Source organism: Mesorhizobium sp. M8A.F.Ca.ET.202.01.1.1, from assembly GCF_004791595.1.
Lineage (GTDB): Bacteria > Pseudomonadota > Alphaproteobacteria > Rhizobiales > Rhizobiaceae > Mesorhizobium.
In genome coordinates this window covers 58141-75985 of record NZ_SRUN01000007.1, presented here as the reverse complement: position 1 = coordinate 75985, position 17845 = coordinate 58141, and the positions used below count along the sequence as shown (strand labels likewise).

Here is a 17845-nt window from a genome sequence, read left to right as displayed (position 1 = left end):
CAGGCTTATGCCCGTCAGCCGCGCCGGCAAGCCAGGAACCGAGCCATGAAGAGCGCAATCCATCCCGACTACCACACCATCAAGGTCGTCATGACCGACGGCACCGAATACATGACCCGTTCGACCTGGGGCAAGGAAGGCGATACGATGAACCTCGATATCGACCCGACCACCCACCCGGCCTGGACCGGCGGCCAGCAGACCCTGCTCGACCGCGGCGGCCGCCTGTCGAAGTTCAAGAAGCGTTTTGAGGGTTTCGGCCTCTAAGCCGCATCGGGCTTTCGCAGATCAAGAACCCGCCTTCGAGGCGGGTTTTTTGTTGACCAGAACCATCTTCCCCTCCCCCCGTCATAAAGCTGTTCTTAAATATCACAGGCCCGCGCTGCCCTCACCTGCCTGCCGGCATCCTCTCCCCGTATAGTGACGGGGGAGAGGGGCTCCGTCCTTGGCGGCTTCACCAGATGTTAAAACTATGGGAAGTTCAAGGCTTCTCTACTCGGCCAGCAGCTCCCGCAGCGCCATGCGCTTGTAGGCGGCGACCAGCCTGTCGCCTTCTTGCCGCTCGACCGAGATCGCCAAGCGCATGACCGCCTCGCCCATCTGCCAGACGAGAAACGCCGTGGTCTCCAGGGAGACGGGGTCGGCGCCGGGGCGTAGCCGCTTCAGCACCGCGACCAGGAATTCGGCATTGGCCCGGCTGTCGGCGAGCTCAAGCTGGCGCAGCGCCTTGTCTGCTTGCGTACCAGACCAGATGTCGCGCATCACCGGCTCGGCCAGGAACAACCCGTAATAGATGTCGACCAGCTCCGAGAACGCCCGGCCAAGCCCTTCGGCGTCGTTGACGTCTTTCAACGCCGCCGAAATGCAGGCCTGGCTTTCCACGGTGTAGCGTTCGGCCAGCGCCCAGACGATCGCCCGCTTGTCCGGAAAGAATTGGTAGAGCGACCCGATCGACACCTCTGCCCGTTCCGCCACCTCGCCCATGCGCATGGCATCGCTGCCTTGCTCCGCGATCAGCGCCGAGGCGGCGGCCAGCATGCGCTCGACCCGCTCGCGGCTGCGCTGCTGGCTCGGCGCCCGGCGTGGCGAGGCAATCTGATCGTTGGCCGCTGTGCCGTCCATGACTGTCTCCAACAAACCCGCTCGGCAAATCGCGGGGAATGACTTGACTTACAAAATACGAGGGTTTATCACGTTTTGCAAATGTGAGGATTACTCATGTTTTGACGCGGAGAAAATGACATGACTGATACCAAACCAATCCTGATCCTCGGCGGCACCGGCAAGACCGGCAGCCGTCTCGCGGCGCGGCTGACCGCGCATGGCGTGCCGGTACGCATCGGCTCGCGCTCCGGCGCGCCGCGCTTCGACTGGGAAGTTCCCGCCACCTGGGGACCCGCACTCGATGGCGTCGACGCCGTCTACATCAGCTACTATCCAGACCTCGCCGTGCCGGGTGCCGCCGAAACCGTTGGCGTCTTCTCCCGGCTTGCGGTGGCCAGTGGCGTCACCCGGCTGGTGCTGCTCTCGGGGCGCGGCGAGCACGAGGCCCAGCGCGCCGAGGAGATGCTGAAGGCCTCGGGCGCGGAGTGGACGATCCTGCGCTGCGCCTGGTTCTCGCAGAACTTCTCCGAAGGTTTTCTCATCGAGCCGCTGCTGGCGGGCGAGGTGGCGCTGCCGGTCGGGCCTGTCGGCGAACCTTTTGTCGATGCCGACGACATCGCCGAAGTGGCCTTCGTCACGCTGACCGAGCCCGACCATGTCGGCCTGCTCTATGAACTAACCGGACCGCGGCTGCTGAGTTTCGCCGACGCGGTCGCAGAGATCGCAAGGGCCGCCGGGCGCGATATCCGCTTTGTCAGTATCTCGCATGACGAATTCACCACGGCGGTCGCCGCGCATGACCTGCCGCCTGAGTTCGCCTGGCTGCTCAACGAGCTGTTCACGCAAGTTCTCGACGGCCGCAACGAGGCCCTCGCCGACGGCGTCCAGCGCGTGCTCGGCCGCCAGCCCAGGGACTTTTCCGCCTACGCAACCGAAACCGCCGCAACCGGCATCTGGAGCAACTGACATGATCGCCAAACTTCTCCCCAGCCTCACCTTCATCGCGGCCCTGGGCGCAGGCGTCGTCGGCGGCGTGTTCTTCGCCTTCTCCAATTTCGTCATGCCGGCATTTGCCCGTCTGCCGGCGGCGGGCGGCATCGCCGCCATGAATTCGATCAACGTCACCGTCATCACGCCGATGTTCATGACCGCCCTTTTCGGCACAGGGCTGATCTGCCTGGTGCTCGTCGCCGGCGCGATCATCGGCTGGAGCCAGCCGGGTTCGTTCTGGCTACTCGCCGGCGCGCTTATCTATCTTGTCGGCAACCCGATCGTGACCATGGTCTTCAACGTGCCGCTCAACGATGCACTGGCCGCAGTCGATCCAGCCAGCAGCAATGGTGCCGCGGTCTGGTCCGACTTTCTCAGGGACTGGGTGATGTGGAACCACGTCCGCACCGTCACCGCCATCGTGGCGATGGCATCCTTCTGGTTCGCCTCGCGTTGACATGTTTGCGGGCCGCCGCATCGGGCGTTGCGGCGGCCGCAAACATTATCGGGAGAAGAGCCGTGAACGACCCCTATTCGACCATGGCCATCGGCATCGCGATCGGCGTTGGCCTCGGTGCTGCCCTTGGCGCGGCGATGGATGATTCGGCCCTCGGCGTCGGCGTGGGCATCGCGATCGGTGCCGGCATCGGTGCTGTTTTCGGACGCCGGCCCGGAAAATGATGGTCCTGCTTTCGCAGCAAAATCTCAGCTCTTCGCCTTACGGTCGGCGTGGCCGAGATCACGATCCGGATCGATCACATCGCGGACCAACTGCTTGAGTTTAGCCGCGTCCGGAAAACCGCCGTCGCGCTTGCGGTCCCAGACCAGCACATCGTTGCAGGAGATGGTGAAGATGCCGCCTGTGCCCGGCACCAGCGTCACCTCGCCGAGATCGGTGCCGAAGGTGGAGAGCAGCTGCTGCGCCATCCAGCCGGCACGCAACAGCCATTGGCATTGCGTGCAGTAGGTGATGCGGATGGCGGGCAACCGAGCTTTGCTCATGTCGGATCGGGCTTCACTCACGCCGCGCTGAGCTTGGCCAAGGTCTCGTCATCGACTTCGAAGTTGGCGTACACGCTTTGCACGTCGTCATCGTCCTCGAGCGTCGCAACCAGTTTCATCAGCGACTGCGCCCGCTCTTCGTCGACGGGGACATTGTTCTGCGGCCTCCAGATCGCCTTGACCGATTCGGCCTCGCCGAGCGAGGCTTCAAGTGCCTTGGACACCTCGCCGAGAGTCTCGAAGGCGCAATAGATCGTGTGGCCTTCCTCGTCCGACTCGACATCGTCGGCGCCGGCTTCGATGGCCGCGTCCATGATCTTGTCGGCACTGCCGGCCGAGGCCGGATAGTAGATTTCGCCGGCGCGGTCCCACATGAACGACACCGATCCGGTTTCGCCGAGCGCGCCGCCGGCCTTGGTGAAGGCGGCGCGGACGTTGGACGCCGACCGGTTGCGGTTGTCGGTCAGTGCCTCGACGATCACGGCGACGCCACCTGGACCATACCCTTCGTAGCGCACGGCTTCGTAATTCTCTGCATCACCCATCGAGGCCTTGTTGATGGCGCGCTGGATGTTGTCCTTCGGCATCGACACGGCCTTGGCGTTCTGGATCGCCAGGCGCAGGCGCGGGTTCATCGATGGATCGGGCGTCCCGCTCTTGGCGGCAACGGTGATTTCGCGCGCCAGCTTGGAAAACATTTTCGACCGCACCGCGTCCTGACGGCCCTTGCGGTGCATGATGTTCTTGAACTGTGAATGGCCAGCCATGGCACCCCTGTCGTGTTCGGCTAGAGCCCCTTGCCGCGAGATGCGTCACCTCGCCTTTGCAAAAGGCTCGAATTCAAAATTTCAGAACGACCCTGATGCGTCCGGGTGGACGCGCGGCGCTCCTTGTCGGAATGGCCGGCTTATAGATAAATCGGCTCAATTCGTCCAGCCGCGCCGCGCCACGGCGATCCCGGCCTTGTCTATGCTTCCAGATCGGACCTCAGCCGGTCGATGATGCTGAGCGCGTGGCCGGCATACTGGCTGATCCAGCGGTCGTGGATCTGCTTGATCGGCAGGGAATTCAGATGGTTCCAGCGCTCGCGTCCGTCACGACGCGCAACGATCAGATCCGCCTCCTCCAGCACCTTGAGATGCAGCATGACGGTGCAGCGGTCGATGGCGGGAAAGGCATCGCACAGCATGCCGGTGGTCTTTGGCTCGTCTTTCAACTGATCCAGTATTTCGCGCCGGCGCGGATGCGCCAGCGCCTTGAAAACATTGTCGTCTTGCGATCGGCTTGACATGTTATGTTTCTATAACATATCGTTGTCGCGATCAAGCAAGGAGCTGTGGATATGTCTCTTGGATTCAGTGTTTCAGGGCGCATCGGCAAACCGGTCGCCGAAGTCTTTGACGCGGTCGTCAATCCGAAGAAGCTCAGCGGCTATTTCACCACCATCGGCGGCGCCAGCGCGCCATTGGTTGCCGGTTCGGGTGTCGTCTGGTGGGGCAAGGTGCCGGTCGAGGTCGACGAAGTGGTCAAGGACAGCCGCATCGTGCTGCGCTGGGATGCCACCGACACCGACGGCAAGCCCGCCTACAAGACCCGCATCGAGATGAATTTCGAGCCGCTCGACGATGGCGGCACCTTCGTCACCATCGCCGAGAGCGGCTGGCAGGAAGGCGCGGTCGGCCTGAAGAAGTCCTACCTGAATTGCGAGGGCTGGTCGCAGATGCTGGCCTGCATGAAGGCCTATGTCGAATACGGCATCAATCTGCGCGACGGTTATTACCGCAGCGAGATGAGGGGCGAACCCGCCAGCGAGGCCAATGTTTGAACGACGATAGGAAAAGGGGAGAACCCGCAATGACGAAAGTAAGGCCATTCCTGATGTTCGAGGGCAAGGCCGAAGAGGCAATGACCCTTTATTGCGAGGCCATTCCCGACAGTAGCATCCTCGACGTCACACGTTACGGTTCCGGTGAAGACGGCGCGGAAGGTATGCTCAAACTCGCGCGCGTTTCCATCTGCGGCCTGGAGGTGACGGTCTATAACAGCCCTGTTCACCACGCTTTCACCTTCACGCCGTCGTTCTCGCTCTATGTCGACTGTTCCTCCGAACAGGAGCTGGAGCGCATCGTCGAAACCTTGGCGAAGGGAGGCGGCTTCCTGATGCCGCCGGACAACTATGGCTTTAGCCGCCGCTTCGCATGGCTGAACGACAGGTTCGGCGTCTCCTGGCAGATCAACCTGCCATGACGGAACGCCAGTTGAACCAGCCAACCAGCACCCCAACAAGGACGGGAACCATGACCGCGAAGATCACCGGCGGCATCAACATCGCCATGAAGGTGCCGTCGCACCAGTACGAAGCGACGATCGCCTTCTACCGCGACGTCGTTGGCCTCAAGCCGTTCACCGCCAAGCCGCCGGCGATCGGCTTCGAACTTGGGCCTAACCGGCTGTGGATCGACGAAGTGCCGATGATGAGCCAGGCCGAGATTTGGCTGGAGCTTTTCACGCAGGATTTTCCGGGCGCCGCGGATCATCTGGCCAAGGCAGGCGTTGTGCGTTGCGATGCCATCGAGCCATTGGGCGAGGGTTTCCGTGGTGGCTGGATCACCAATCCGGCCAACATCATTCATATGGTGCGCGAACCCGACGCCTGGTGAGCGTATTCGAAAGGAGATCGCCATGGAAATCCGTGAAACACCGACAGCCGAAGCCGCCATGCTGATCCGGCGGCCGGTCGCTGATGTTTTCGAGGCCATCGTCGATCCGGCGATCACGACCCGCTTCTGGTTCACCCATGGCAGCGGCCGGCTTGACGGTGGCAAGCCTGTTCAGTGGGAGTGGCGCATGTATGGCGTCTCGACGACCGTCGACGTCAGCGAGATCGTCCGGGACAAGAAGATCGTCATGACGTGGAGCGACCCGCCGACCACTGTGGTCTGGACCTTCACTGAAATGCCTGGCGAGGCGACATTCCTCGAAGTCGGGAATTTTGGCTTTACCGGCAATGGCGACGAGCAGGTGAAAGAAGCGGTCGGCTCAACCGGCGGCTTCACGCTGGTGCTCGCCGGCGCCAAGGCCTGGCTGGAGCAGGGCCTGACCCTGAGCCTCATCGGTGATCGTCACCCGAGGGGGGTACCGGCAGGTTAAGCGACTCAGGATCGCCGTTTTTCCTGTTCGATCACATGGTGGCGGAGCACGCGATTGATCTCGGTTTGATAGCCCCCACCTCCGACATGTTCCTTGAACCAGGAGAGCACGTCGGCATCCAGCCGAATGGTCACCGGCTGCTTAATTGGGCGGTAAAGATGCCCACGACGGGCATGTATCCAGTTCTCGGCCGGAGCCTCTGGAATATCGGAAGTATCAATCTCGCTGTCAGGCAAATCGGCCAGCTTTGCAAGCTGGTCTCGCTGGTCGTGGCTAAGGTCCTTCCTGCTCATAGCGCCTCCTTTCATGCGGCGTCGCTTTCCGAGCCCTGACAATCCGAACCCGCTCTTCAGCTTCGCGATCCGGGTAGGTATGGACAACCAGCAGAACCACTACGGTTTTGACCATCCCGATCGCATGCCATCGTTGCTCACCGTCTTCGAAGCGGTCAGGCACGATAAGATGAAGCGGGTCATCGAACACCTTCTGGGCGAGATCGAATGCAACCCCATGTTTGGCAAGGTTGCGTCAGACTGTGGCGTCCGCGCTCTAATGCCCGTCGCCGGATTTCGCTTTCTTGCGCCGCCGCGCCAGCATGTTGAGCCCCTCGACCAGCGCCGAAAAACCCATCGCCGCGTAGATGTAGCCCTTGGGAACATGATAGCCCATGCCGTCCGCGATCAGCGTCATGCCGATCATCAACAGGAAGCCCAGGGCCAGCATGACGATGCTGGGGTTCTTGGCGATGAAGTTGGCCAGCGGACCCGCCGCCAGCATCATCACGCTGACGGCCACGATCACCGCGATGTACATGATGGCGATCTCGTCGGTCATGCCGACGGCGGTGATGATGGAATCGATCGAAAAGACGAGGTCGAGCAGCAGAATCTGGAAGATCGCGCCGGCAAGCGAGATCTTGAGCGTCTCTCCCATCATCGTGTCCTTGTGGTCGTCGGGATCGACCGTGTGGTGGATCTCCTTGGTCGCCTTCCACACCAGGAACAGGCCGCCGGCGATCAGGATCAGGTCGCGCCAGGAGAAACCGTGGCCGAACGCGGTGAAGACCGGCGTCGTCAGTTGGACGATGACCGAAATGGTGGCGAGCAGCAGCAGGCGCATGATCAGTGCCGCCGAGATGCCGAGCCGGCGCGCACGAGCCCTCTGGTCCACGGGCAGCTTGTTGGTCAGGATGGAGATGAAGATCAGATTGTCGATGCCGAGCACGATCTCGAGCACCACCAGCGTCAGCAAGGCGACCCATGCGGTTGGATCGGAAACGAATTGAAAATGCGGCGCAAGAAATTCGATAAGCTGCATGGAGGTCGTTGTCCCCTCTTTTAACGATCTGAAGCAGATGTCGTCGGCAGTTAGGTACTGCGCGCGCCTATATCAATGTCACGACCAGAACGACGGAGCCGTTTCTTCCAGTCTCGGCCCGCGACGAAACGGCGCGATCTTCTCGGTCAGTCCGGTACGATCGGAAATATTGACACCGACCCCACACAAGGTCGCCGGGCCGGTCGCTGCCTCGAAACGCCCTTTCGGTACTTTCGACAGGAACCGGTTGAGTGGTTCCTCCTTGTCCATGCCGAGCGAGGAATCATAATCGCCGCACATGCCGGCATCCGACAGATAGCCGGTGCCGCCATTGAGGATCTGGTGATCGGCGGTGGGCTGGTGCGTATGGGTGCCGACGACCAGGCTGGCGCGGCCGTCGACGAAATGCGCGAAGCACATCTTTTCCGAGGTCGCTTCCGCATGAAAGTCGATGATCACCGCATCGGCCTGCTCGCCGAGCGGACAGGCTGCAAGCTCACGCTCGCCGGCCTGGAACGGATCGTCGAGCTCGGGATGCATGAATACTCGGCCCATGATGTTGGCGACCAGCACGCGCGCGCCGTTTTTGGCGATGTAGACGCCGGAGCCGCGCCCGGGCGTACCCTTGGGAAAATTGGAGGGCCGCAGGAACCGCTGCTCGCGCGGCGCGAAGGCCAGCGCATCGCGCTGATCCCAGACATGGTTGCCGGTGGTGACGACATCGGCGCCTGCAGCGATGGTCTCCCGAAAGATCTCTTCGGTGATGCCGAAGCCGCCGGCGGCATTCTCGCCATTGACGATGACGAAGTCGAGTTTGAAGTCCGAGATCAGGCCAGGCAGCTGTTCCCACACCGCCGTGCGTCCCGTTTTTCCAACCATGTCACCGAGGAAGAGAAGTCTCATATGATCCTGCACCGAAAGTCAGCGAAGCAAATGCCGCATGACATCCGCGAAAAGATCATGCCTCCATTATCTACAATTTTGGCGTGAAGCGGCGCAACCCGCTCTCGGTGAGTATTTCCGGGATGATCACGTCATGGTTCTCGTCCGGAACCTGCGCCACTTCCTGGCAGTCGAAGGCTATGCCGATCAGCCGGGGCGTATGCCCCTTGTCGACGAGCTTCGCGATCGCGCGATCGTAATAGCCGGCGCCATAACCGATGCGGTGGCCGCGTGCGTCGAAGGCGGCGAGCGGCACCAGCATGACCGAGGGGTCGAGAACCTCGGCCTCCGCGTGCGGTCCGACCGTGCCAAAACCCATGTCGACCATCGGCGCGCCACGCACCAGTTCGCGAAAGACGATGGTGGTCTTGTCGAGAATGGCAGGCAGGCAGAGCCGTGCGCCCCGCTCACGCAAGGCGAACATCAGCGGCCTGACATCGACCTCCGAGCGCATCGGCCAGAAACCGGAGACGATCTGGCCAGGCCCGATCTCCAGATGGTCGCGCGCCGTCTCCGCCATTTCGAGCGCGGCCTCGACCCGCCAGAATTCGTCGAGCGCGTCGCGGCGAGCGAGTGCCCCGAGGCGTAGCTGGTTTTTCAGGTCTTTGGGAGAGGTCATGCGGCCAAGGTAGAAAAGGTCAGAGCTGTGTGACGTCTCAAGCGCGACGTTTTCCACCGCATCATCCGCCAGGATGGGTGGACGCCTTGCGACAAGTGACGGTCCACACAACCGGTGGAGAGGTCGATCCCGGGTGCCTACAAAGTAGGTGGGCGCCGTGTGAGAAAACCCACGGGTCTTCCCAGGGACAGCTCCCTAAGGATCGTTAAGGCCCCGGGGAAAAGTGTCTCCTGCCGGGAAGCGCAGACCGCCTCGATCAATATAGGCCGATGGTGACACAAGCGCCAGAGAGACGGTGCTCTTTCCACACCGGTCGGCATCATCGCCTTTGCAGGCCCGCCCTTGCGCGGACCGGAGGGCCTCCTTACGGTTCCCGGAATGAACCAAGGAGCAAAAATGCGTTTCGAAGGCACGGCGGCCTATGTCGCCGACAAGGATCTGATGGTGGCGGTCAACGCGGCGATAGCGCTGGAACGGCCGCTGCTGGTCAAGGGCGAGCCCGGCACCGGCAAGACCGAACTAGCCCGCCAGGTGGCGGCGGCACTCGGCCTCGACCTCATCGAATGGCATGTCAAATCGACGACACGGGCGCAGCAAGGTCTCTACGAGTACGACGCCGTGTCGCGGCTGCGCGACAGCCAGCTCGGCGATGTCAGGTTCAACGACATCAAGAACTACATCAAGCGCGGCAAGCTCTGGGAGGCGTTCGCGGCTGGCAAGAAGGTCGTGCTCCTCATCGACGAGATCGACAAGGCCGACATCGAATTCCCCAACGATCTCCTGCAGGAACTCGATCGGATGGAGTTCTTCGTCTACGAGACCGGCGAGACCATCCGCGCCGCCGTCCGCCCGATCGTCATCATCACCTCCAACAACGAGAAGGAACTGCCGGACGCCTTCCTGCGCCGCTGCTTCTTCCATTATATCCGCTTTCCCGACGTCGATACGCTGCACCGGATCGTCGATGTCCATTATCCCGGCATCAAGCAGAACCTGGTGCGCGCCGCCCTCACCCAGTTCTACGAAATTCGCGACGTGCCGGGCTTGAAGAAGAAGCCGTCAACCTCCGAGGCATTGGACTGGATCCGCCTGCTGGTCGCCGATGACATCGCGCCCGAGGATTTGCGCGCCGACGCCAAGAACGCGCTGCCCAAGCTGCACGGTGCCCTGCTGAAGAACGAACAGGATGTGCATCTGTTCGAGCGGCTGGCCTTCATGGCCAAGCGGCAGCAATAGCAAGGCAGCAATAGCACTTTCCCCTGATGTGGACCGTTGCCGCCGGCCGCAGAGCACGTCAGCATCGGCCAGAACCCTTCGGAGGAGATGAAATGTCTGAGATTGTTGTCCGCCCGCTCGCGCAATCCGACCACGCCGACTGGCGCCGCTTGTGGACCGACTATCTGACCTTCTATGAAACCAAGCTGCCGGAAGAGGTCTACGCGATCACCTGGAAGCGGCTGTTCACGACAGGCGAATTCGAGCCGAAGGGTTTTATCGCGACCCTCGACGGCAAGGCCGTCGGCCTCACCCACTACCTCTATCACCGCTCCGGCTGGTCGGAGAAAAACAACTGCTACCTGCAGGACCTGTTCGCCGACCCGGATGTGCGCGGCAAGGGCATCGGTGCGGCCCTCATCGAAGCCGTGAAGCAGGAGGCCGGCAAGATCGGGGTGAAAAACGTCTACTGGATGACGCACGAGACCAACGCCACCGCGCGCAAGCTCTACGACCACGTCGCGCGTAGGACCGGCTTTATCGAGTATGATCTGTTGTAGTCATGTTCATCCCCTTCTTCCTTGAACTGAAGGCAGCGCGCGTTCCCGTTTCGCTCAGGGAATACCTCTCTCTGCTCGAAGGGCTGGAAGCCGGGCTTGTCGATTATGACGTCGAGGGTTTTTACTATCTCGCCCGCGCCGCTTTGGTGAAGGACGAGCGCCATATCGACCGCTTCGACCAGGTGTTCGCGCATGTCTTCAAGGGGATCGAGGCGCTCGGCGGCCCGGATGCCGTCGACTTCGCCGACATTCCCGAGGAATGGCTGCGCCGGCTCGCCGATAAGCACCTGACCGAGGAGGAGAAAAGACTGGTCGAGGCGCTTGGCGGCTTCGACAGGCTGATGGAGACGCTGAAGCAGCGGCTCAAGGAACAGAAGGGCCGCCACCAGGGCGGCTCGAAATGGATCGGCGCGGGCGGCACCTCGCCCTTCGGCGCCTATGGCTACAACCCCGAAGGCGTGCGCATCGGGCAAGCTGAAAGCCGCAACCGGCGCGCGGTAAAAGTCTGGGACAAGCGCGAATTCAGGAATTTCGACGATGCCGTCGAACTCGGCACCCGCAACATCAAGATCGCGCTGAAGCGTCTGCGCCGCTGGGTGCGCGAAGGCGCCGAGGAAGAGTTCGACCTGCCCGGCACCATCCACGCCACCGCCGAGCACGGCTATCTCGACGTCCAGACACGGCCCGAGCGTCGCAATGCGGTGAAGCTCCTGATGTTCTTCGATGTCGGCGGCTCGATGGACGATCACATCAAGAGCGTCGAGGAGCTGTTTTCGGCGGCTCGCGCCGAATTCCGCCAGCTCGAATATTTCTATTTCCACAACTGCCTCTACGAAGGCGTGTGGAAGGACAATCGCCGCCGCCATGCCGAGGTGATTCCGACGTTTGACCTCATCCACAAATATGGCCCCGACTATAAAGTCATCGTCGTCGGCGATGCCTCGATGAGCCCTTACGAGATCGCCCACCCCGGCGGCTCGGTGGAACACTGGAATCCCGAGGCGGGCAGCGTTTGGCTCGGCCGGCTCCTGCAGCAATGGCCGAACGCGGTGTGGCTGAATCCGGAGAGTGAAAGGAATTGGGGCTTTACGCATTCCATCGCCATGATTCGCGACATCTTCGGCGGCCGCATGTTCCCGCTGACACTGGCCGGGCTGGAAGCCGCGACGAAGCAGCTTTCCAGAAAGCATTAGTTGTCGGAGATACAGGACAAGGTTGGCGCTGCCCCTTATCGCCCTGCCGGGCACTTCTCCCCGTATAGTGACGGGGAGAAGGAAGCTGGCCGTGGCCTCGATGCCCATCTTGCAATGCCGGCGATTGGCGAAACCGGCGACGGGAGCACCCCTCTCCCCGTCACTGTACGGGGAGAGGATGCCGGCAGGCAGGTGAGGGGCAGCACAGACGCCGAAAGCTAGCAAGCGATTCGACCTTACAATGCCAGGCACTGGGCAGGTCTGTAACAAATGCCTATGTTGGGGCGAATATCCGGTTGCAACCAAGAACGAGCTGACAAGGCTGAGGAGATCAAATGGACACCCACACCTACCCCGTCACCCGCACCGATGCCGAATGGCGCGCCCGGCTGACGCCGGAGCAATACGCGGTCATGCGCAACCACGGCACCGAGCGGCCGGGAAGCTGCGCCCTGCTCTATGAGAAGCGTGCCGGCACTTTTTCCTGCGTCGGCTGCGACCAGCCGCTGTTCCAATCCACGCTGAAGTTCGAAAGCGGCACCGGCTGGCCGAGCTTCAACGATCCCGTTCCGGGCTCGGTCGAGAACACCGTTGACCGCAGCTACGGCATGGTCCGGACCGAGTGCCACTGCTCTCGTTGCGGCAGCCATCTCGGCCATGTCTTCGAGGACGGCCCACCGCCGACCGGCCTGCGCTACTGCATCAACGGCGTGGCGCTGAAATTCGAGCCGGCGGCCTGAGCAAGGCGTCAACATCTCTCGCGAAGGGCGGCTCCTGCCGCCCTTTTTCGTATGGAGCAATTCCAGGAAAGTGTGTCGCTGCTCAGGCGACTGCCGTCGCAATCAACCAAAGCGCCGAGCCAAGCATCATCAGTTGGCCTTGAAGCCGCCGGCCTCGGCCGTGCGCCAGACCGCAATGGTCAGGAAGACGTTGTAGGGCACAGGCAGGAAATGCACCATCAGCACCAGCCAGAGCGGCAGCTTCAGCCCGAGCAGGGCAAGCGCCAGCGCCGACGAGGCGACGCTGATCAAGGTGCCGACAAGCAGCGTGTCGCGCCAGAACAGGCGGTCGAGCGGCGCTTCGCCTCTCCAGCGCGTACGGAAAAAGTCCGTCATCACCGGCGACCTATCTCTGCCCCAGAACGTCGGTCACGGCTTCCTCGAAGCGTGAGCACTCCCTCACCAGCCAGTCGGTCATGGCCGGCCAATTGTCCTCGGAGTAGCAGTTCACCCGCCACATCGAGTTGATGCCGAGCCCCTCACAGCTCTGTTCGGGTTTGAGCTTCAGCATGGCCTCGATCGCCGGTTGAAACGGTTTCAGCCGCGACCATGAGTCCGTGGCGCCGAACTTCTCGTTGCGGCCGAAGAAGACGCCGACATGGTTCTGCGCCGGCGCGACATACATCGAAAGCACCAAAGCGAAATCCGGCAGCCCGCGCTGCCAGAACCAGGGCCCACGCCGCGCCAGCCGGGCTCTTTCTTCCGGATGCCGTTCGGCAAACAGCGACCAGAAGCCGCGATGGCGGAATTCCGAGGCGCGACGGCCGCCGAAGTCGAATTCGCTCATGGTTCGAACCGTATCTCCGGCAACCGCATCGGGCGCCGGCCGTGAGCCTTACTCCATGCCGAGCGCGGCCATGTAGAGATCGAGGATGGCGTCCTCTTCCTGGCGTTCGGCCTGGTCCTTCTTGCGCAGCCGGATGATGGTGCGGATTGCCTTGGTGTCGAAGCCGGTGCCCTTGGCCTCGGCGAAAACTTCCTTGATGTCGTCGGCGATCGTCTTCTTTTCTTCCTCGAGCCGCTCGATGCGCTCGATCAAGGCACGCAGCTGGCCGGCGGCAACAGTCTGGCTGGTCTCGGTGATATCGTCGGCCATTTTTTTCTCCAAAGGAACGGTCCTGCCCCGCGACTCGGAAAGCAGCGGCGGCAAATTTGAGCCGGTTCGATGCCCGACCACGGGCGGCGGGTCAAGCTGTTATCGATGAAGGAACCGAGGCTGCCGCCATGATGCGGACAGCCACGCGGCCAGGGCGCAGATCAGCTGAAGGCTATCAGCAGATCTTTGGCATCGATCTGGTCGCCGGCCTTGACCAAAACCTCGGCGACCGTGCCGTCGCGCTCGGCATGCAATGCCGTCTCCATCTTCATCGCTTCGATGGAGAGCAGCACGTCGCCGGCCTTGACCGCCTGGCCGGCGGCAACCGCGAGCGCCGAAACCACACCCGGCATCGGCGCTCCGACATGCGCCTCATTGCCGGGCTCGGCCTTGCGGCGCGCCTTGGCGGCGGAAGCGCCATGCGCGCGGTCGGGCACCTTCACACGCCGCGGCTGACCGTTGAGCTCGAAGAACACGGTGACCATGCCCTTGTCGTCGACATCGCCGAACGCCTGGCAGCGCACGACCAAGGTCTTGCCCTTTTCGATGTCGACGAAGATCTCGTCTTCCGATTTCATGCCGTAGAAATAGGTCGGCGTCGGCAGAACGCTGACCGGGCCGTAGGTTTCCTGGGCGGCGACGAAGTCGGAAAACACCTTCGGATACATCAGCCACGAGGCGAACTCATACTCCGACAGCTTGCGCTCGAGCTTGTCCTCGATCTCCTTGCGGCTCTTCTTGAGGTCGGCCGGCTTGAGCAACGAACCGGGCCGCGCCGTGATCGGCTTGTCGCCCTTCAGTGCCTTCTTCTGCAGCACCTGCGGCCAGCCGCCCGGGGACTGGCCGAGGTCGCCGCGCAGCATCGAGACGACCGAGTCCGGGAAGGCGATGTCGCGGGCCGGATTCTCGACATCGGCAACGGTCAGATCCTGGCTCACCATCATCAGCGCCATGTCGCCGACGACCTTCGAGGACGGCGTCACCTTGACGATGTCGCCGAACATCAGGTTGACGTCATGATAGGTCTGCGCCACTTCGTGCCAGCGTGTCTCCAGCCCGAGCGAACGCGCCTGTTCCTTGAGGTTGGTGAACTGCCCGCCCGGCATTTCGTGCAGGTAGACCTCGGAAGCTGGACCTTTCAGGTCACTCTCGAAGGCGGCGTACTGGTTGCGCACCGCTTCCCAGTAGAACGAGATTTTCCGGATCCATTGCGGGTCGAGGCCCGGATCGCGTTCGGTGCCCTTCAGCGCTTCGACGATCGAACCCAGACATGGCTGCGAAGTGTTGCCGGAAAAGGCATCCATCGCCGCGTCGATGGCGTCGACACCGCTTTCCACCGCCGCCAGCACGGTTGCCGCCGACAGGCCCGATGTGTCGTGGGTGTGGAAATGGATCGGCAGGTCGGTCGCCTCGCGCAGCGCCTTGAACAGCACGCGGGCGGCACTCGGCTTCAACAGGCCGGCCATGTCCTTGACCGCGATGATATGGGCGCCGGCGGCCTGCAATTCGCTGGCCAGCCCGACATAATATTTCAGGTCGTACTTGGCCCGCGCCGGATCGAGAATGTCGCCGGTATAGCACATCGCCGCTTCGATCAGCTTGCCCTCGGCGCCCACGGCGTCCATGGCGACACGCATGTTCTCGACCCAGTTCAGGCAGTCGAAGACGCGGAACAGGTCGATGCCGCCCGCCGCTGCCTGCTTGACGAAATGCTGCACGACATTGTCGGGGTAATTGGTGTAGCCGACGCCGTTGGCGCCGCGCAGCAGCATCTGCAGCAACAGGTTGGGGGCGGCTTCCCGCACCAGCGACAACCGTTCCCATGGATCCTCGGTGAGGAAGCGCATGGCGACGTCGAAAGTGGCGCCGCCCCAGCATTCCAATGAAAGAAGTTGCGGCAGCGCCCGCGCGTAGGTGCCGGCGATGCCGGCGATGTCATGCGTGCGCACGCGGGTGGCGAGCAGCGACTGGTGGCCGTCGCGCATCGTCGTGTCGGTGACCAGCACTTCCTTCTGCTCGCGCATCCAGGCGGCGAATTTCTCCGGCCCGAGCACGTCGAGTTTCTGCTTGCTGCCGCTCGGCACATTGCCGTTGAGATAGGGCACCACGGGCGGCGCCGCGTCTGCCTTCGGCGTCGGCCGGCCGCGTGTCTCGGGATGGCCGTTGACGCTGACGTCGGCCAGATAGTTGAGCAGCTTGGTGGCGCGGTCCTGGCGCTTGACCTGCTGGAACAGCTCCGGCGTCGTATCGATGAATTTCGTCGTATAGGAATTGTCGGCGAAGCTCGGGTGATTGATGATCGCTTCGAGGAAGGTGAGGTTGGTGGCGACGCCGCGGATGCGGAATTCGCGCAAGGCGCGGTTCATGCGGGCGATCGTCTCGGCCGGTGTCGGCGCCCAGGCCGTGACCTTCTCCAGCAGCGGATCGTAGAAGCGGGTGATGACCGCGCCGGAATAGGCCGTGCCGCCATCCAGACGGATGCCGAAGCCGGTGGCGCCGCGATAGGCGGTGATGCGGCCATAGTCCGGGATGAAATTGTGTTCGGGATCTTCCGTGGTGATGCGGCACTGCAAGGCATGGCCGTTCAGCCGGATGTCCCGCTGCGCCGGCACGCCCGATTCCGGCGTGCCGATGGCGAAGCCGTCGAGGATGTGTATCTGCGCTTTCACGATGTCGATGCCGGTCACCATTTCGGTGACGGTGTGCTCGACCTGGATGCGCGGATTGACCTCGATGAAATAGAACTTGCCGGTATCGGCATCCTGCAGGAATTCGACGGTGCCGGCGCCGATATAGCTGGTCTCGCGCGCGATCTTCAGCGCGTAGCCGCAAAGTTCCTGGCGCAGGTCCTCGCTGAGATAGGGCGCTGGCGCGCGCTCGACGACCTTCTGGTTGCGGCGCTGGATCGAGCAGTCGCGCTCGAACAAATGCACCGCATTGCCGTGCGTGTCGCCAAGCACCTGCACTTCGACATGGCGGGCGCGCTCGATCAGCTTTTCGAGATAGACCTCGTCCTTGCCGAAGGCGGCTTTCGCCTCGCGCTTGCCTTCCATGACCTCGCGGGCGAGGTCGGCCTCGGAACGGATGGCGCGCATGCCGCGCCCGCCGCCGCCCCACGAGGCCTTGAGCATGACCGGATAACCGACCGTCTTGGCAAGTTCCTTGACCGCCTCCATATCGTCAGGCAACGGCTCGGTGGCCGGCACCACGGGCACGCCGACCTCGATGGCGAGATTGCGCGCGGCGACCTTGTTGCCCAGGCGCCGCATCGTGTCGGGCTTCGGTCCGATGAAGGTGATGCCTGCTTGCGCGCAAGCTTCGGCGAATTCGGGGCTTTCCGACAGGAGCCCGTAGCCGGGGTGGATGGCGTCGGCGCCCGAAAGCCTGGCGACGCGGATCACCTCCTCGATCGACAGGTAGCTCTCGATCGGCCCCATGTCCTTTTTGAGATGCGGACCGCGCCCGACCTGGTAGCTTTCGTCGGCCTTGAAGCGATGCAGTGAGTATTTGTCTTCCTCGGCCCAGATCGCCACGGTTTTGAGGCCCAGCTCATTGGCCGCGCGAAAGACGCGGATGGCGATTTCTGACCGGTTAGCGACGAGGATCTTCGTGATGGCCAAGGACTGGGCTCCAGCAGCGGAAGGGACGGGAAATCGGGGCAATGATTAGCGTGAAAATGCTGCAGTGCAAACAAAATCGACGTTGGTTTAAACCGATTTAAATCAATTATTCGGCCAACACTCGCATGCATTCGTCCGTATGGGCGGAACAATGGCGACAATTTCGATCCTGGATGCGATCTTCCCGGCTGGCTAAGGAACGCTGGCAGGGGTGTCACGGCGCCAGCGGGCATCAAAGAAAATGCCCGGCGCGAGGCG

The 17845-nt window shown here is 62.5% G+C and carries 24 protein-coding genes, 1 other RNA gene and 1 pseudogene; 12 read left to right on the top strand and 14 right to left on the bottom strand.

What is annotated here, in order from left to right; translation table 11 throughout:
* Positions 1–45 precede the first annotated feature (45 nt).
* The gene (rpmE, locus tag EN845_RS16740) at positions 46–267 is read left to right on the top strand and encodes a 50S ribosomal protein L31 (RefSeq protein WP_096451251.1); all 222 of its coding nucleotides are present in this window, start codon (positions 46–48) and stop codon (positions 265–267) included.
* Positions 268–492: 225 nt separating this feature from the next.
* Here the strand turns inward: rpmE and EN845_RS16735 are convergent, their stop codons facing one another.
* The gene (locus tag EN845_RS16735; protein ID WP_127278117.1) at positions 493–1122 is read right to left on the bottom strand and encodes a TetR/AcrR family transcriptional regulator; all 630 of its coding nucleotides are present in this window, start codon (positions 1120–1122) and stop codon (positions 493–495) included.
* Between the two features lie 120 nt (positions 1123–1242).
* On the opposite strand from EN845_RS16735, the gene EN845_RS16730 reads away from it, so the two are divergent.
* The 3 genes from EN845_RS16730 to EN845_RS35505 all read left to right on the top strand — a co-directional run bounded on the left by EN845_RS16730 (position 1243) and on the right by EN845_RS35505 (position 2775).
* Complete coding sequence (locus EN845_RS16730) at positions 1243–2070, top strand: NAD(P)H-binding protein (RefSeq protein WP_127278118.1); 828 nt, start codon at positions 1243–1245, stop codon at positions 2068–2070.
* Between the two features lies 1 nt (position 2071).
* Entirely contained in the window at positions 2072–2551 is a 480-nt protein-coding gene (locus tag EN845_RS16725; RefSeq protein WP_189343584.1) for a DUF1772 domain-containing protein, read from the top strand.
* Positions 2552–2613: 62 nt separating this feature from the next.
* Positions 2614–2775: a hypothetical protein gene (locus EN845_RS35505; protein WP_167531406.1), complete on the top strand. Its 162-nt coding sequence runs from the start codon at positions 2614–2616 to the stop codon at positions 2773–2775.
* A 24-nt stretch (positions 2776–2799) separates the two neighbouring features.
* Here the strand turns inward: EN845_RS35505 and EN845_RS16720 are convergent, their stop codons facing one another.
* The 3 genes from EN845_RS16720 to EN845_RS16710 all read right to left on the bottom strand — a co-directional run bounded on the left by EN845_RS16720 (position 2800) and on the right by EN845_RS16710 (position 4387).
* Complete coding sequence (locus tag EN845_RS16720) at positions 2800–3096, bottom strand: SelT/SelW/SelH family protein (RefSeq protein WP_127872147.1); 297 nt, start codon at positions 3094–3096, stop codon at positions 2800–2802.
* Between the two features lie 17 nt (positions 3097–3113).
* Positions 3114–3863 carry a YebC/PmpR family DNA-binding transcriptional regulator gene (locus EN845_RS16715; RefSeq protein ID WP_127278119.1) on the bottom strand — a complete coding sequence of 250 codons (750 nt, stop codon included), beginning with the start codon at positions 3861–3863 and terminating at the stop codon, positions 3114–3116.
* A gap of 200 nt (positions 3864–4063) precedes the next feature.
* A complete protein-coding gene (locus tag EN845_RS16710) occupies positions 4064–4387 on the bottom strand; it encodes a helix-turn-helix domain-containing protein (RefSeq protein ID WP_127278120.1) in 324 nt (107 codons plus the stop codon).
* Between the two features lie 51 nt (positions 4388–4438).
* On the opposite strand from EN845_RS16710, the gene EN845_RS16705 reads away from it, so the two are divergent.
* Genes EN845_RS16705 through EN845_RS16690 form a run of 4 tightly spaced genes read left to right on the top strand, consistent with a single transcriptional unit; the run spans position 4439 to position 6246 of the window.
* The gene (locus tag EN845_RS16705; protein ID WP_127278121.1) at positions 4439–4921 is read left to right on the top strand and encodes an SRPBCC domain-containing protein; all 483 of its coding nucleotides are present in this window, start codon (positions 4439–4441) and stop codon (positions 4919–4921) included.
* A gap of 29 nt (positions 4922–4950) precedes the next feature.
* Positions 4951–5343: a VOC family protein gene (locus EN845_RS16700; protein ID WP_127278122.1), complete on the top strand. Its 393-nt coding sequence runs from the start codon at positions 4951–4953 to the stop codon at positions 5341–5343.
* A gap of 50 nt (positions 5344–5393) precedes the next feature.
* A complete protein-coding gene (locus tag EN845_RS16695; RefSeq protein ID WP_127278123.1) occupies positions 5394–5756 on the top strand; it encodes a hypothetical protein in 363 nt (120 codons plus the stop codon).
* Between the two features lie 22 nt (positions 5757–5778).
* A complete protein-coding gene (locus tag EN845_RS16690; RefSeq protein ID WP_127278124.1) occupies positions 5779–6246 on the top strand; it encodes an SRPBCC family protein in 468 nt (155 codons plus the stop codon).
* A gap of 5 nt (positions 6247–6251) precedes the next feature.
* On the opposite strand, the gene EN845_RS16685 is transcribed toward EN845_RS16690, so the two are convergent.
* From EN845_RS16685 to ssrS, 6 genes and pseudogenes are all read right to left on the bottom strand, one after another.
* On the bottom strand, positions 6252–6539 hold the full coding sequence (locus EN845_RS16685; RefSeq protein WP_127278125.1) for a BrnA antitoxin family protein: 288 nt from the start codon (positions 6537–6539) through the stop codon (positions 6252–6254).
* Positions 6520–6762: pseudogene (locus EN845_RS16680) on the bottom strand (BrnT family toxin); the annotation flags it as partial. The gene EN845_RS16685 and the pseudogene EN845_RS16680, both read right to left, overlap by 20 nt.
* Before the next feature lie 33 nt (positions 6763–6795).
* Positions 6796–7563, bottom strand: a complete 768-nt coding sequence (locus EN845_RS16675) for a TerC family protein (protein WP_127278127.1) — start codon at positions 7561–7563, stop codon at positions 6796–6798.
* A gap of 78 nt (positions 7564–7641) precedes the next feature.
* The gene (locus tag EN845_RS16670) at positions 7642–8466 is read right to left on the bottom strand and encodes a YmdB family metallophosphoesterase (RefSeq protein WP_127278128.1); all 825 of its coding nucleotides are present in this window, start codon (positions 8464–8466) and stop codon (positions 7642–7644) included.
* Between the two features lie 70 nt (positions 8467–8536).
* Positions 8537–9124, bottom strand: coding sequence for a 5-formyltetrahydrofolate cyclo-ligase (locus EN845_RS16665; protein ID WP_127872173.1), 588 nt, complete (start codon positions 9122–9124; stop codon positions 8537–8539).
* Positions 9125–9220: 96 nt separating this feature from the next.
* A non-coding RNA gene (ssrS, locus tag EN845_RS16660) (6S RNA) lies at positions 9221–9376 on the bottom strand.
* A gap of 144 nt (positions 9377–9520) precedes the next feature.
* Here ssrS and EN845_RS16655 point away from each other — a divergent pair.
* From EN845_RS16655 to msrB, 4 genes are all read left to right on the top strand, one after another.
* Positions 9521–10360, top strand: coding sequence for a MoxR family ATPase (locus EN845_RS16655; RefSeq protein ID WP_127872148.1), 840 nt, complete (start codon positions 9521–9523; stop codon positions 10358–10360).
* A 92-nt stretch (positions 10361–10452) separates the two neighbouring features.
* Positions 10453–10899: a GNAT family N-acetyltransferase gene (locus EN845_RS16650; RefSeq protein WP_127278131.1), complete on the top strand. Its 447-nt coding sequence runs from the start codon at positions 10453–10455 to the stop codon at positions 10897–10899.
* Positions 10900–10901: 2 nt separating this feature from the next.
* On the top strand, positions 10902–12092 hold the full coding sequence (locus tag EN845_RS16645) for a VWA domain-containing protein (protein WP_127278132.1): 1191 nt from the start codon (positions 10902–10904) through the stop codon (positions 12090–12092).
* A gap of 335 nt (positions 12093–12427) precedes the next feature.
* Positions 12428–12832: a peptide-methionine (R)-S-oxide reductase MsrB gene (gene msrB, locus EN845_RS16635; protein WP_027141754.1), complete on the top strand. Its 405-nt coding sequence runs from the start codon at positions 12428–12430 to the stop codon at positions 12830–12832.
* A 129-nt stretch (positions 12833–12961) separates the two neighbouring features.
* Here msrB and EN845_RS16630 read toward each other — a convergent pair whose 3' ends face one another.
* From EN845_RS16630 to pyc, 4 genes are all read right to left on the bottom strand, one after another.
* Positions 12962–13207 (bottom strand): hypothetical protein, encoded by a 246-nt coding sequence (locus EN845_RS16630; RefSeq protein ID WP_335930840.1) that lies wholly within the window; start codon positions 13205–13207, stop codon positions 12962–12964.
* Between the two features lie 10 nt (positions 13208–13217).
* Entirely contained in the window at positions 13218–13658 is a 441-nt protein-coding gene (locus tag EN845_RS16625) for a hypothetical protein (protein ID WP_127872149.1), read from the bottom strand.
* A gap of 48 nt (positions 13659–13706) precedes the next feature.
* On the bottom strand, positions 13707–13967 hold the full coding sequence (locus EN845_RS16620; RefSeq protein WP_027053014.1) for a DUF2312 domain-containing protein: 261 nt from the start codon (positions 13965–13967) through the stop codon (positions 13707–13709).
* A 161-nt stretch (positions 13968–14128) separates the two neighbouring features.
* On the bottom strand, positions 14129–17587 hold the full coding sequence (pyc, locus tag EN845_RS16615; protein WP_127276514.1) for a pyruvate carboxylase: 3459 nt from the start codon (positions 17585–17587) through the stop codon (positions 14129–14131).
* Between the last annotated feature and the right edge of the window lie 258 nt (positions 17588–17845).